14 protein-coding genes and 1 pseudogene are annotated in these 13,933 nt (G+C 70.1%); 10 read left to right on the top strand and 5 right to left on the bottom strand.

All coding sequences use genetic code 11. From position 1 onward, the window contains the following. The first annotated feature begins 57 nt into the window (after positions 1-57). The 5 genes and pseudogenes from mgrA (at position 58) to istB (ending at position 4,326) form a co-directional block, all read left to right on the top strand. Positions 58-1,101, top strand: a complete 1,044-nt coding sequence (mgrA, locus tag ACFY5C_RS31960; protein ID WP_389450754.1) for an L-glyceraldehyde 3-phosphate reductase — start codon at positions 58-60, stop codon at positions 1,099-1,101. A 151-nt stretch (positions 1,102-1,252) separates the two neighbouring features. Then, entirely contained in the window at positions 1,253-2,413 is a 1,161-nt protein-coding gene (locus tag ACFY5C_RS31955; RefSeq protein WP_389450751.1) for a S1 family peptidase, read from the top strand. 99 nt (positions 2,414-2,512) lie between these two features. Beyond that, positions 2,513-2,842, top strand: a complete 330-nt coding sequence (locus ACFY5C_RS31950; RefSeq protein ID WP_328419826.1) for an antibiotic biosynthesis monooxygenase — start codon at positions 2,513-2,515, stop codon at positions 2,840-2,842. 306 nt (positions 2,843-3,148) lie between these two features. Next, complete coding sequence (locus tag ACFY5C_RS31945; protein ID WP_389450748.1) at positions 3,149-3,523, top strand: hypothetical protein; 375 nt, start codon at positions 3,149-3,151, stop codon at positions 3,521-3,523. A 4-nt stretch (positions 3,524-3,527) separates the two neighbouring features. Further along, a pseudogene (gene istB, locus ACFY5C_RS31940) lies at positions 3,528-4,326 on the top strand (IS21-like element helper ATPase IstB). Between the two features lie 76 nt (positions 4,327-4,402). On the opposite strand, the gene ACFY5C_RS31935 reads toward istB, so the two are convergent. Further along, positions 4,403-5,569, bottom strand: coding sequence for a pentapeptide repeat-containing protein (locus ACFY5C_RS31935; protein WP_389451184.1), 1,167 nt, complete (start codon positions 5,567-5,569; stop codon positions 4,403-4,405). Positions 5,570-5,926: 357 nt separating this feature from the next. Further along, positions 5,927-6,727, bottom strand: a complete 801-nt coding sequence (locus ACFY5C_RS31930) for a DUF817 domain-containing protein (protein ID WP_328877319.1) — start codon at positions 6,725-6,727, stop codon at positions 5,927-5,929. Positions 6,728-6,886: 159 nt separating this feature from the next. Between ACFY5C_RS31930 and ACFY5C_RS31925 the strand changes: the two genes are divergently transcribed. Continuing rightward, on the top strand, positions 6,887-7,261 hold the full coding sequence (locus ACFY5C_RS31925) for an SH3 domain-containing protein (protein WP_389450745.1): 375 nt from the start codon (positions 6,887-6,889) through the stop codon (positions 7,259-7,261). A gap of 83 nt (positions 7,262-7,344) precedes the next feature. Beyond that, on the top strand, positions 7,345-8,271 hold the full coding sequence (locus ACFY5C_RS31920; RefSeq protein WP_389450742.1) for a GNAT family N-acetyltransferase: 927 nt from the start codon (positions 7,345-7,347) through the stop codon (positions 8,269-8,271). Here the strand turns inward: ACFY5C_RS31920 and ACFY5C_RS31915 are convergent. Then, positions 8,264-8,671, bottom strand: a complete 408-nt coding sequence (locus tag ACFY5C_RS31915; protein ID WP_389451181.1) for a hypothetical protein — start codon at positions 8,669-8,671, stop codon at positions 8,264-8,266. The genes ACFY5C_RS31920 and ACFY5C_RS31915 overlap by 8 nt on opposite strands. A 58-nt stretch (positions 8,672-8,729) precedes the next feature. Beyond that, positions 8,730-8,903, bottom strand: a complete 174-nt coding sequence (locus ACFY5C_RS31910; protein ID WP_328877322.1) for a hypothetical protein — start codon at positions 8,901-8,903, stop codon at positions 8,730-8,732. A 232-nt stretch (positions 8,904-9,135) separates the two neighbouring features. Here ACFY5C_RS31910 and ACFY5C_RS31905 point away from each other — a divergent pair, with 232 nt between their 5' ends. Further along, the gene (locus tag ACFY5C_RS31905) at positions 9,136-10,950 is read left to right on the top strand and encodes an ABC transporter ATP-binding protein (protein ID WP_389450739.1); all 1,815 of its coding nucleotides are present in this window, start codon (positions 9,136-9,138) and stop codon (positions 10,948-10,950) included. Positions 10,951-10,972: 22 nt separating this feature from the next. Here ACFY5C_RS31905 and ACFY5C_RS31900 read toward each other — a convergent pair whose 3' ends face one another. Further along, positions 10,973-12,271 carry a hypothetical protein gene (locus tag ACFY5C_RS31900; protein ID WP_389450737.1) on the bottom strand — a complete coding sequence of 433 codons (1,299 nt, stop codon included), beginning with the start codon at positions 12,269-12,271 and terminating at the stop codon, positions 10,973-10,975. 411 nt (positions 12,272-12,682) lie between these two features. Here ACFY5C_RS31900 and ACFY5C_RS31895 point away from each other — a divergent pair, with 411 nt between their 5' ends. Both ACFY5C_RS31895 and ACFY5C_RS31890 read left to right on the top strand, forming a co-directional pair. Further along, a complete protein-coding gene (locus ACFY5C_RS31895) occupies positions 12,683-13,222 on the top strand; it encodes a MarR family winged helix-turn-helix transcriptional regulator (RefSeq protein ID WP_389450734.1) in 540 nt (179 codons plus the stop codon). 74 nt (positions 13,223-13,296) lie between these two features. Further along, positions 13,297-13,788, top strand: coding sequence for an MFS transporter (locus ACFY5C_RS31890; protein ID WP_389450731.1), 492 nt, complete (start codon positions 13,297-13,299; stop codon positions 13,786-13,788). Positions 13,789-13,933 lie beyond the last annotated feature (145 nt).

The following is a 13,933-nucleotide window of genomic DNA, read 5'->3' as shown; positions in this document are numbered from 1 at the left end:
CACAGTGAACACGTCCTCACCTGGACCGAACCACCCCGACCCTGCGGAGAACACTCGATGAACCACGTCGCGGATCCCGAGCGGTACAACGGCACCATGCGATACCGGCACACCGGACGCTCAGGACTCGACCTTCCCGTGCTGTCCCTGGGGTACTGGCACAACTTCGGTGACGACCGGCCCTTCGAGGCCCAGCGCGAGATCGCCCTGCGCGCCTTCGACCTCGGCATCACCCACCACGACCTCGCCAACAACTACGGTCCGCCGTACGGCTCCGCCGAGATCAACTTCGGCCGGCTGATGAAGCAGGACCTCGCGCCGTACCGGGACGAGCTGGTGGTCTCCACCAAGGCCGGCTGGGACATGTGGCCCGGTCCGTACGGCCAGGGCGGCGGCTCGCGCAAGTACGTGCTCGCCTCGCTCGACCAGTCGCTGCGGCGGACGGGGCTGGAGTACGTCGACATCTTCTACTCCCACCGGCTCGACGCGAGCACGCCGCTGGAGGAGACGATGGGGGCGCTCGACACGGCCGTCCGTCAGGGCAAGGCCCTGTACGTCGGCATCTCCTCCTACGACGCCGAGCGTTCCCGGGAGGCGGCCGCCATCCTCCGGGAGCTGGGCACACCGCTGCTCATCCACCAGCCGTCGTACAGCATGCTCAACCGCTGGATCGAGAACGAGGGCCTGCTGGAGGCCGCCGGGCAGGAGGGCTTCGGCGTCATCGGCTTCACCGCGCTCGCGCAGGGGCTGCTGACCGGGCGCTACCTCGACGGCGTCCCCGCCGACTCGCGTGCCACGCAGGGCAAGTCGTTCGACGAGACGTGGCTGTCGGAGGACATGCTGGGCAGGCTGCGTGCGCTGAACGACATCGCGGCGCGCCGCGGCCAGAGCCTCGCCCAGATGGCGCTCGCCTGGGCCCTGCGCGACCCGCGGGTGACCTCGCTGGTCATCGGCGCCTCGCGCACCGAGCAGCTGGAGCAGAACGTGGCCGCGCTGGAGAACCTCGACTTCAGCGACGAGGAACTGGCCGAGATCGACAAGTACGCCACCGACGGCGGCGTCGACCTGTGGCAGGACGCGCGGACCGGAAACCTCGGCTGAGGCATCCGGGCCGCCGGCCCCCATTCGAACCCGGTCGCTGGTATGGACCTGATGCGTCGTCAGGGCTAGGCTCTGCCCAACCCTGAATGAGAGCGCTCTCAGATTGCGGTTGTTCCACCCCACCTTGTTGGAACGACGAAGGGCAACTCCCTTGAGACGCATCAGACTCACGTACGCCGGCCTCGCCGCGCTCCTGGTCCTCGGCAGCTGGACCGCGGGCGGAACCGCGCAGGCCACGGCGGACGACTCCCCCACGGTGGCGGATGCCGAACCGGCCTCCCCCGCACTGCTGCAGGCGATGCAGCGCGACCTCGGCCTGTCGAAGGAGCGGGCCGAGGCGCGTCTGGCCGCGGAACGCACCGCCATGGACGTCGCACCGAAGGCCCGCAAGGCCGCCGGGTCCGCCTACGGCGGCTCGTGGTTCGACGCGAGGAGCGAGCGGCTCACCGTAGCCGTCACGTCGGACGCCGCGCCCGCGACCGTACGGGCGGTCCGCGCCGCCGGCGTGACGGTGCGCACCGTCACGCACAGTGCGCGCGACCTCGACGCGGCCAAGGCACGCATCGACCGCCTCCCGGCACCGTCCGGGGTGAGCAGTTGGCACGTCGATCCGGTGGCCAACACGGTCGTCGTGAAGGTCGTCCGCGACCAGCGGTCGGACAACGATGTCCGCGACTTCGTCTCCCGTGCCCGTGCGGCCGGACCCGTCACCGTGGACACGGTCGCGGCGGCCCCGCGCACCTTCGCGGCCGGAACGGTCGGCGGCGATCCCTACTACACCGGCAACGTCCGCTGCTCCATAGGCTTCTCGGTGCACGGCGGCTTCGTCACGGCCGGGCACTGCGGTGGACAGGGAGCGAGTGTCCGGGGCTGGGACGGCAGCCACATCGGAACGTTCCAGGGCTCCTCGTTCCCGGGCAACGACTACGCCTGGGTGAGCGTCGGCAGCGGCTGGTGGACCGTGCCGGTGGTCCTCGGCTGGGGCACGGTCCCGGACCGGCTCGTGCGCGGCTCGGCCGAGGCACCCGTCGGCACGTCCATATGCCGCTCCGGCTCCACGACGCACTGGCACTGCGGAGCCGTGCTGGCCAAGAACGAGACGGTCAACTACAGCCAGGGCGCGGTGCACCAGATGACGAAGACCAGCGTCTGCGCCGAGGGCGGCGACTCCGGAGGCTCCTTCATCAGCGGTGACCAGGCCCAAGGGGTCACCTCGGGCGGCTGGGGCAACTGCTCCGGCGGCGGGGAGACCTGGTTCCAGCCGGTGAACGAGATACTCGGCCGGTACGGGCTGACCCTGCACACGGCCTGATGCACCGGACCTGATCCACCGGACCTGATTCGTGGCGCCACACCTGTGAAGCACGAGCCGCCGCGCCGCTGCCGGCGGCCGTGCGGCAGGATGAGGACCATGAGCGTAGTCAAGATCAACGTACTGACCGTGCCCGCCGAGCAGCGCGAGACGCTGGAGAAGCGCTTCGCCTCCCGTGCCCACGCCGTGGAGAACTCGGACGGGTTCGAATGGTTCGAGCTCCTCCGGCCGGTCGAGGGCACCGACACCTACCTCGTGTACACGCGCTGGCGCGACGAGGAGTCCTTCCAGGCCTGGATGGAGGGCCCCATGAAGTCGGCCCACCAGGGCGGCGGCCAGGAAGGCGCCGAGCGCCCGAAGCCGGCGGCCAGCGGGTCCACGCTGTGGTCCTTCGAGGTCGTGCAGCAGGCGGGGCCGAAGGGCGAGTGACGACGAGCGGTTGGCGGTAGGCGGCGGGGGCTGTGGCGAAGCCCCCGCCGTGTTCGGCTCCGGTCGCGCGCTCGATGCGAGATGCAGCGCGGGGCTGGTCGCGCACCGCAAAGCCGGCCTGTGGCTGCCCCCGGGCGGGCACGTCGAGCCGGGTGAGGACCCGCCGCCCGGCACGAGCGCCTCATCGCCAAGGGTCAGGCCCGCCTCCTGCTGGACCACTACCTGGAGGCCCTGGTCAAAAAGCCCGGCGCCTTCCCGGGCACGACCGCGCTCGAACAGGCGAAATCCGCGGGCAAGTTCACGCCGGTGCATGACGCCGGGTGGGCCGCGGCCTGCAAGGCCCACGGGGACAGGGACGGCACCCGGGCGCTGATCGAGGTGCTCCTGATGGACCGCCACTTGACCCACGAGCACTTGGTCGCCGGGCTCGCCACCGCCCTGCGGGCCGGCGCCTTGACCGCGGACGCGGTCGCGCTGGAGGCGCGAAAGGCGGCCGAGGCCGACGACGTGGACGAGCCACCCGCCCCCGCCCCGTCAGACCGGGCGACGGTGACGTTCCTGACCCATCGGCGGCTGGCCCATCTGCCGCCCGATAACCGGCCGCCCCCTTCGGTGGCGGCCTACGACCAGCTGCTGAAAGCCAGGCTGTCGACCGACCGCCCCGCCATCCAGGGAGAGTGACGCCGTGACGTTCCAACGCCATCGCGGGCTGACCGAGCAGGCCGCTGACGCGGCCGTCGACCAGGCATGCCGCATGCTGCGGCTGCCGACCATCCGGGCTCAGTTCCCTGACCTGGCCGAAGCCGCCGCCCGGGATCAGATGTCGTATCGCGGGTTCCTCGCCGAACTGCTGATGGCCGAGTGCGACGACAGGGCCCGCCGACGCTCCGAACGACGGATCAAAGCCGCCGCCTTCCCGCGGGAGAAAACCCTGCGGGGCTTCGATTTCGAGGCCAACCCCACATCGACCCGGCCGTCATCCACACCCGCACCACCTGCGACTGGGTCAAGAAGGGACTGCCGCTCTGCCTGATCGGCGACTCCGGCACCGGCAGTCGCACCTGCTGATCGCCCTGGGCACCGAGGCCGCCATGGCGGGCTACCGGGTCCGCTACACACTCGCCACCAAGCTGGTCAACGAGCTGGTCGAGGCCGCGGACGAGAAGGTGCTGACCAAGACCATCGCCCGCTACGGCCGCGTGGACCTCCTCGCGATCGACGAGCTCGGATACATGGAACTGGACTGCCGCGGAGCCGAGTTGCTGTTCCAGGTTCTGACTGAGCGTGAGGAGAAGAACAGCGTCGCCATCGCCTCGAACGCATCGCTTGGAGGCTGGACAAAGACCTTCACCGACCCGCGGCTTTGCGCGGCCATCGTGGACCGGCTCACCTTCGGCGGCAACATCATCGAGACCGGCACCGAGTCCTACCGGCTCGCGAGCACCAGGGCCCGAGTCGCCGGGCAGGACCCTGCCACGAGCTGACCCATTGACGCCGCAGAGGAGGAGTCAAGGCGGCCAGGTCCTCCCGCACGCAACGGTCTTCACCCGGGACTCCCGGTCACGGCATGGACTGCAGGGGCGGGTGCTGAGTCGTTATCCCTGAGGGCTGAAGCAGTGGCGGAGGTTCGGGGCCGGGATCCTCGGTAACAACGACGCCGGCCGCCGCGTGGTCGAAACCAGCTGGCCAGCGAGTGTGCTCGCTGGCCACCGCGCCGGTCAGACGTGCCTGGATAAGGTCGGCCGTGCTCAAGTCGGAGCCACGCAAGTCGGCCAGGCGCAGGTCGGCGCGGCGGAAGACAGCGCCACCTGCGTCGGCCTTGCGCAGGTTCGCCTCGCGCAGGTCGGCCTCGGTGAAGTCCGCGTCACGCAAGTCCGTTTCGACCAGCCGGGCGCCCCGCAGGTCAGCCAGAACGCAGCGGGCCCGGCGCAGGATCGCCGTCTTGAGGTCGGCGTGCCGCAGGTTGACCGAGACGAGAGACGCCTGCGTCAGGTTGGCGTGGTACAGGCCCGCCGCCTCCATACAGGACCGGTCGAGGTTGACCTCATGCAGCCACAGCCCGTCGCAGTCGGCCCGGCGCAGGTCCGTGACGCTGAGGTTGACCCAGGACAGCTCCCGGGGTTGCAGCAGCAACACGCCGAGCCCGGTCAGCGCCACCTGGGCGTCGGCTGCACGGACCTCCAGGGGCACGACGTCATTGATCGGGACGTCCCTCGCTGGAGCTTCCGGTCCGGCGGGCGGCCAGGGCAGGTGTGTGCGCAGGTAAGCAGCCTGGATGGAGATGACGGCCTCGCGGTCGCGGGCGGAGTGCTCCGCGATCCGCCACAGCGCGTGGAGCCCGCCAATGCGTGTTTCCAGCTTGTCACTGCCGAGCTGATCGACGGCCGTGCTGAACCGGTCGGTGACATAGCCTTCCTGGGTGGCGCGCAAGCTGTCCTGGCTGACGCGTAGTTGCCGCCAGGTGGCGTACGCGCCGAACAACACGACCATGCCGCCCACGGCCTGCAGGAGTGTCGTGCGGACGTCGTTCACCGCTTTCAACCGGTCCTGTGCAGCGACGCTCGCCCCGGCGAGATCGTGGTCGACCACCACACCCGGCAGGACGACGAGCACCGCGCCCAGAACGGCCAGCCCCGCTGCCCCGGCCAGCAGGCCCCCGATCGCACGATGCCTGACCAGCCGGTCGCGCCACGGCCTGCGACCGTAGTCCGGCTCCCCCATCTCCATGAGCATGGGAGCCTAGGCGCCGCTCAAAAGACGATCAAGATGCACGACTTGGAGCGCGGCGCTCCACTCCTACTGGCCCGACGGGCAATCACTGGACGGCGGCAGAACGTTGCCAGTTCTCATCGACAATCTCGAGCCCTGTGATCGCTAAGTGCTGCCCGAAACCGTCGATAAACGTTGCCCACTCTCGCCTACAAAACCAGGGGGAACACACCGACGACTCGCTCTGGTACGTCATCACCGCGGACGCGCGAACCCTCACCTCTTACGACGAGGAGGAGTTCACGGCGATCCGGCTGACTCGCGAGCAGGTGCTCGCCGAGTCGCTCGACTCGATGGACCCCCACCTGCATCGCTTCACTCGCAAGCTGATGCAGGCCGACGGTGCGACCGGGTCACCGCCGCGAGGACGAACGTCACACTGATCAGCAGGGCCCAGGCGCCGAACTTCTCCACTCCCACGGGCTGCCAGCCGTCGAGTTGGTAGGGGTAGCGCCACGCGCCCAGGTAGGTGGCGAGGTTCTCCGCGACCCACAGGAAGAAGCCGATCAGGACGAAGGAAAGCGCCAGGGGCATCCGGCGGCGGGTGGTGCGCACCGTGTAGCGGACCGAGGTGCCCGCGGTGACGGCCAGCAGCAGGGCGGCGAGGAGCCAGCGGGCGTCGGGGAGCCAGTGGTGGCTGAAGAAGTTGACGTAGATGGCCGCGGCGACCACGGCCGTCGCCCGCGGGCGGTACCGGACCAGCTCCAGGTCGAACAGGTGCCAGGCGCGGCAGACATAGCTGCCGACCGCGGCGTACAGGAAACCTCCGTACAGCGGGACGCCCGCGAATTTCAGTACGGCGGGCTCCGGGTAGCTCCACGAGCCGAGGGACACCTTCACCAGCTCGAAGGCCAGGCCGATGACGTGGCAGACGGCGATGACGGCGACGTCCCGCCCGTTCTCCCAGCCGCGCAGCCAGAACAACAGCGTCAGCAGCACGCCGTAGACGACGAGCAGGTCGTAGCGGGCCACGGGAAGGCCGGGCAGCAGGGCGGAGGCGGCCACGCCGGACATCAGGGCGATGGCGAAGGCGCAGGACCGTGTCTGTATCCAGGCGAAATCGAGCAGCTGGCGCAAGGATGCCGTCAGGGTGCCGGCGATGCTTGTGGTGACCATGATCCCGAAGACGAGTTCGTGGCGCTCTCGGTTGCCGCCGGCCCCGACCGTCCGCGGTACCTGACACATCTCAGGGTCCGTGGATCCTCGCGTCTCCCTAGAGTTCCGAGCACCGGCCGAGTGCCGGGCACGTGACCGTCGAAACAGGGGGAACACATCATGTCCACTCGTATCCTCGCCCGGGCCGCGCTCGTCGGCGCCGGTGCGCTGGCCCTGCTCGGGCCGCTCACCGCCGCGACCGCCGTGGCGGCATCCGACGAGGACGCAGGCGGGGCCCGCATCATGGCCGCGCCCTACGCCGTCGTACCGTACGAGACCGTCAACGTCCGCTCCGGACCTGCGCGTTCGTACGACAAGGTCGGCAGTGTCGCGGCGAACCAGCCGCGCGGCGCGTACTGCTGGGTGCGCGGCGAGACCATCCGCGACAACGGCTACACCAACAACGTGTGGGTCAAGCTCGTCGAGGGCTACGTGAGCGCGGTCTACCTCAAGGGCAACGAGTACGGGGACCTGCCCGCAACCGCGACCTGCTGATCGGCCTCGGGTCAGTGGCGGGGAGGGCGGGCGGTCACCGAAAATCCGTTGCGGCCGGCCTCCCCTCCCCCGACCCTTGGCCCATGCCCTATGCCCTTCGGCCGGCCGGCCTCACCGACGCGGCCGCCATCACCGAACTGCTCAACGAAGTCGACCGCATCGAGATAGGCAGGCCCGAGACCGACCTGCACACCGTCGAGGCCGACCTGAAGCGGCCCGACGTGGTTCTGGAAAGCGACTCTTGGCTGGCCTTCGACGGCGACCGGCTGGTCGCGTACGGCCTGCTGTGGGACGAATCGGCCAGTGAGCGCGTCGACGTCGACCACTATGTGCTGCCCGACCACCAGCAGGCCGGTGAACTCATCCTGGACCGGCTGGAGGCGCGTGCCCTGGAGAAGGCCCGTGCGAACGGAGCGGCGAGGGCGGTGGTGCATCTGCACCTCAACACCGAGCCCACGCTCGACACGGAACTGATCGAGCGACGGGGCTGGTGCGTCGTACGGCGCTATCACGTGCTGCAACGGCCCGTTGACGCCGCCGTGGACCTCGTACCGGAACTCCCGACCGGCATACGGCTGCGGGCGTGCGCCGATGAGGCGGACCGTGCCCGCGTCCACGCGCTGTACCAGTCGAGCTTCGCCGAGCACTTCGACTTCCAGCCGCGCAGCTACGACCAGTGGCTGCACGACGTCGACGCCGAGGGGCTCGACTGGTCGCTGGTGTGGATCGCCGGTACGGAGGATCTGGGGGACGTCGGCTTCCTGCTCGCGCGCGACGACCGTGAGGCGATGGGCTGGATCCGGAGCATCGGCGTGCTGAGCGAGGCACGCGGCTCCGGTCTCGGCGGTCTGCTGCTGCGGCACGCGTTCGCCGCGTTCGCGGCGCGAGGGCGGGACACGGTGGGGCTGGGCGTGGACACCGCCAACCCCACGGGGGCGCCCGCGCTGTACGCCCGGCACGGCATGGCCGTGCACTACGCCGTCGACACCTGGGAGACGGTGCTCAGCTGACCCCGACCTCGACCTGGCCGGAGCCCGCTGCGCGCCGGCTCTCCAGGCGCAGGGCCGCGCCCGTGACCACCGCGCCGATCCCCTCCCACAGGCCCACGCCCAGGAAACCGGCGGGGGCACGGCCGGTGATCACCGCCAGCGTGAAGACCGTGCAGGTCAGCAGGCGGAAGGGGACCGTCCAGCGGAAGAACGCCTTCCAGTCTGAGAGCGCGGCCAGCACGTAGTAGACGCCCATGTTGAGCGCCGCCATGGATGAAGCGGTCAGGAAGACCAGGGTGTGGTCTCCCTCCGCGCGCCGGGAACCCGTCCCAGGGGCGAAGCCCATGACCGTGAGCAGCACGTCGGGGGCCAGGAGCCCCACCGCGCCCATGACGGCGGCGAGGACGCCGAACACCGCCATGGTCCAGCCGGACGGGGAGCGGGGCAGGCGTCGCACGCGGTCCTCCATGGGTGACGGGTCAGCGGCCTCTCGCGCCCGGCTGGGCGCCGCTTCTACGGGTGTTGTTGTACAGGCGCAGCAGGTGTTTGGCGACCGCGCACGCAGCCGAGTCGGCGTAGCACTGCCGACAGGTCTGCATGTGGTGTTCGTAGTCGGCACGTGCCTGTTGCAGGGCATCGGTCTGAGACGACATCGAGGTCCTCGAAGTTGACGACGGAAGGGGGGTCGGTGGCGGAGCGGGTGCCGCGGTGACTGCGAGGTCCACCTGAGGACAAAGTTGATCATGTTACTTGTGGTACGGGAAAGTCGTGATTCCCGTGCGACCGCACGCTCCGGCGCGGGTCACCGAGCGCCCCCTGTGAGCCCCTCACCGACCGGAAAACGCTTGGACTCCGCGGTCGCCGCCACGGGACACTCGGGACGAAATGGGAACTCCTGAATCGCACAAGGTTCAGCCGGGCAGGCGCTCGGTACTTCTGGCACTTCGTTACTACGGACGGGAGTTGGCCCGGCTCCGCCTGCTGACGGCTCCCGCGATGGTGCTGTCGGCGCTGGGCAACATCGGCATCAACTACGTCGCGCCGCTGATCGTGGCCAAGCTCGTCGGCGACATCGCCGACGGCGGGGACGTCACGGTCGGTTCGACGCTGCCGTACGTCTTCGGCTTCGTCGGTGTGCTGCTGCTGGCCGAGGCGCTGTGGCGGGTCGCGCTGCACTGCCTGAACCGGCTGGACGCCCTCGGCATCGAGCATCTGTACGTGATCGGGATGGACGAGCTGTTCGCGAAGGACGCCGCGTTCTTCCACGACAACTTCGCCGGGTCGCTCACCAAGCGCGTGCTGAGCTTCGCCTCGCGTTTCGAGCAGTTCGTCGACACGCTGACGTTCCAGATCGTGGGCAGCTTCGTGCCGCTGGTGTTCGGCGCGGTGGTGCTGTGGCGCTACGAACCGCTGCTCGTCGTCGGGCTGCTGGCGATGATCGCGCTGACGGCGGGGTGTGTGGTGCCCCTCATCCGGCGCCGTCAGGCCCTCGTCGACCAGCGGGAGGAGGCGATCGCCCGGGTGTCGGGGCACGTGGCCGACAGCCTGATGAACATGGACACGGTGCGCGCGTTCGGCGCCGAGGAGCGCGAGGCGGCCGAGCACCGCTCCCGGGTCGCGGTGTCACGCCGGCTCACCCTGCGGGCGTGGGACTACGGCAATCTGCGCATCGACACGCTGGTCGCGCCGATGTCGGTGCTGACCAACGCGCTGGGGCTGCTGCTCGCGGTCACGCTGGCCGGGGGCGCGCACGGTGTGGAGGCGATCGTGGTGGCCTTCACCTACTACAACAACGCGACGCGGATCATGTTCGACTTCAATCAGATCTACCGTCGGCTGGAGAGCTCGATGACGGAGGCCGCACAGTTCACCGAACTGCTGCTGACGCCGCCGACCGTGCTCGATCCGCCGTTGCCGGAGCCGCTGCTGCCCGCGCCCGCCGACGTCCGCTTCGAGAAGGTCACGTTCGCCCACGCCGGTGGCCGGCCCCTGTTCGAGGGCCTCGAACTGGCCGTGCCCGCCGGGGCGAAGATCGGCCTCGTGGGCCGCTCCGGCGGCGGCAAGACCACGCTGACCCGGCTGCTGCTGCGCATGACGGACATCGACGGCGGCCGGATCCTGATCGGCGGTCAGGACATCAGCATGCTCCGCCAGGCGGACCTGCGCGGTCTGATGGCCTATGTGCCGCAGGACCCGGCGATGTTCCACCGCACGCTGCGGGACAACATCGCCTTCGCCCGGCCGGACGCCACCGACGCCGAGATCCGCCACGCGGCGGAGGCGGCGCATGTCACGGAGTTCGCCGATGCGCTGCCCCACGGCTTCGACACCATGGTGGGCGAGCGCGGCATCAAGCTGTCCGGCGGCCAGCGCCAGCGGGTCGCCCTCGCCCGGGCGATCCTGCGCGACGCACCGATCCTGCTGCTCGACGAGGCGACCAGTGCCCTGGACTCCGAGAGCGAGATCCTCGTCCAGGAGGCGCTGTGGCGGCTCATGGACGGCCGGACCGCGCTCGTGGTGGCGCACCGGCTCAGCACGGTCGCGGGCATGGACCGGCTCGTCGTCCTGGATCGCGGACAGATCGTCGAGCAGGGGTCCCACGACGAACTGCTCACCCTGGACGGTGCCTACGCCAAGCTGTGGCAGCACCAGTCGGGAGGTTTCCTCGACGACTCTCCCGCGCGGGCCGAACTGCCCTGAGCCCGGCCCGCCCGCGGGGGTGCTATCCGCGTGCCGTACGGCGTCGGCGCACCAGCAGGAAGGCGCCCGAGCCGATGCCCACGGCTGCGGCAGCGGCGCCCGCGATGGGCAGGACCGAGCCGGAGCCGGTGCTGGCGAGGTCGCCGGAGACCCCGGCGTCGGTGGAACCGGTCGCCGACCCGCCGGTGGCGGAGGAGCCCCCGTCGCTGCCGGAGGAGCCCCCGTCGGTGCCGGATCCTCCCGTGGCGCCGGAACCGCCGGTGGAACCACTGCCCCCGGTGGACGAGGAGCCGCCGCCGGAGGACGAGCCACCACCGGTCGCTCCGGCGCCGGTCACGTCGAGCGTGATGGCAGCCTTGTCGTTGGCCTTGTCCGGGTCGAACGGCCGGGGCTCGTCCGGCAGGGTCACGGAACCCTTGGCACCCGCGACGGCTTTGTCGATCCTCAGCTTGAAGGGGTAGGACGTGCTTTCGCCCTCGTCGAGCCAGACCTGACGGAAGCCGCACTCGTAGGCCCCGGAGGCGACCTTCGTGCAGCTGCCCTTCTTCGTCACCGTCGTGCCGGGGGGCATCTTGACCAGGACCTTGGTCGACGGGATGCCGCCCTTGTCCTCGTTCACCCAGGCAGGCCCGGCGTTGGTGAACCCGACCTTCAGATCCACCGTCTGTCCGACGCGTCCCTTCAGCCCGGCACCCGTCACCTGGAAGTCGGCGGTGTTCGCCGCGGTCACCGCGACCTGCTGCACGTTCGCGTCCTCGCCCACCGCGGAACCGGGTTCCGTGGTGGGGGCGTCGGGCTGCTCAGCCAGCTTCAGGGCGGGGCCGGTGCCCTGCACGGGACCCGAACTGGCCTCGTCCCCCGGAACGTTGTCGTAGTCGGTGACCACGACACCGAGCCTCTCGTAGAGCGCTCGGTCCAGGACATCGACCCGCAGACCGCCCTGAGGTGCGTACACGACACCGGGCTTCACCGTCTGGTCGAACGCGCAGAGTGCTGTGGCGCCGGTGGGGATTTCGTCGTAGCCCCAGGTCTGCCAGGAACGGCAGTTGGAGGGCACGTCCCCCACGCTCATCCCGTGGCTGACCGTGTACCGCACCCACACCTTGTCGAGGGCTTCGGAGCCCGTGTACGTGAAGCGGGCGGGCACCTTGAGCGTGCTGCCCGGCTTCACCCCTTCGTACGGGGTCATCTCCTCCAGCACCAGTCCGGGGGTGGGGCCTTCGGCGGCGGCGGGTGTGGCGCCCAGCGCTATCAGGGCGACGGCACCCATGGCGCCGGCGGTCTGGCGGAACACGCGGAGCCCGGGGGCGGTGTGGAGCATGAGGTCCTCTGATCGAACGACAGTGACGGTCGGGTGAACTGTGGGGGAACACCGGTCCTCCACAGGAGACGTCCGTCGCGGCCGAAGGGTTGTACGGGAGACTCGAATTCGATGAGCATTCTGAGCCTGCTGGTGCACGCCGCGCCCGCCGGTGACCGCGAGACGCACCGGCGCCCGCGCGGTGGCCGGGCGGTGGCCGGGAACACGCACCGTCGGGGTGGGAGATCGTCGACGACGCGGCCGCCCCCGTTCGGGCGAAGCCCTCGCCGCATTCGGTGAACCCATGGGGGCGGTGGCCTGCGGGTCTGACCGTGGATGTCGCTCGGTGTTGCTTCAGGGCTAAGATTTCTCCGGGGATTGCGCGAGGCCACGGAGCCCGCGTTTCCCGACAGGAATCCGCGAAGGGACGAAATGGCTCAGCGCAGGGCGAAGCGGCCGGATGCCGTGGCGCGGCTCGTGGAGGACTGGGCGCGCGAGCGACCCGGTCTGGACACCTCGCCGCTGGAGGTGCTCGCCCGGCTGCACCGCGCCTACCTGCAGTACCAGTCGCGGCTCACCGCGCAGATCGAGAAGCACGGCCTGTCGGTCGCCGGGTTCGACGTGCTCACGGCGCTGCGCCGGGCCGGCGCCCCCTACCGGCTCACCGCCGGCCAGCTGGCCGCCTCCGGACTGATCTCCTCGGCGGGAGTGACACTGCGTCTGGACCGGCTGGAGAACGACGGACTCCTGGTGCGCGAACGCGACGCCGTGGACCGCCGCGTGGTCTACTCGCGGCTCACCGACGCCGGGTTGAAGAAGGTGGACGAGGTGTTCACGGAGCACCTGGAGAACGAACGGCGGATGCTCGGCGGGCTCACCCTCACCGAGCGCCGTCAGCTCGCCCGGCTGCTGTCCGGGCTGGAGCTCTCGATCGTCGAATCCGATACGGCTGGGGAGGGCACGGCCGGCTGACCAACAGGCCGCGCCCTTCCCAGGGGCGTCACACGGCCGGACCCGCCGCGACCGTCCCGGACTGCTGCGCCGCCTTGGACTACCGCCTGAGCCTGTCCGACGCGCTGCTGTACTCGACCGTGACGTCCTGCGCGGGCTTCCTCGGCTGCCTCGCCGTCGCCCTGACGGTGGACCGCGTCGGCCGCCGGCACACCGTCACCTGGTGTCTGGGCGGCGCCGCCCTCAGCCTGCTGTTCCTCGGCCTCTTCGCCGGCGGCTCGGCGAGCAGCGTGCTGATCTGGACGTCCCTGTCGGCGGTGTTCTTCTTCGGCGCCAACATCTGCCTGTACCTGTACACGCCCGAACTCTTCCCGACCCGGATGCGGGCCCTCGGCACCAGCCTCGGAGGCGCCGTGAACCGGCTCGGCGTCATCCTCGGCCCGATCGTCGTCGGCGCGGTGTACGCGGGCGGCGCCCTCGGCACCGTCTTCGTGACCCTCGCCGCGGTCGCCCTGGTCGGAGCGGTCACGGCAGGGGTGGCGGCGGAGGAGACGAGCGGGCGGCGGCTGGAGGACGTGGCGCCATAGGTCGCCCGCATGCCGGGACAGGCCGGTGGGGGGGGGGGGGGCCCCGGGGGGCCCCCCCCCCCCCCCCCACAAACCCCCCCAAAAAAAAAAAATGACAAAAAAAAAAAAAAAAAAACCAAAAAAAACAAAGTTTGAAACACCCCCA

Origin of the sequence: Streptomyces sp. NPDC012935, from assembly GCF_042900345.1 — a bacterium.
Lineage (GTDB): Bacteria > Actinomycetota > Actinomycetes > Streptomycetales > Streptomycetaceae > Streptomyces.
The sequence above is the reverse complement of the archived record's forward strand: the minus strand, read 5'-3'. Positions and strand labels throughout refer to the sequence as shown.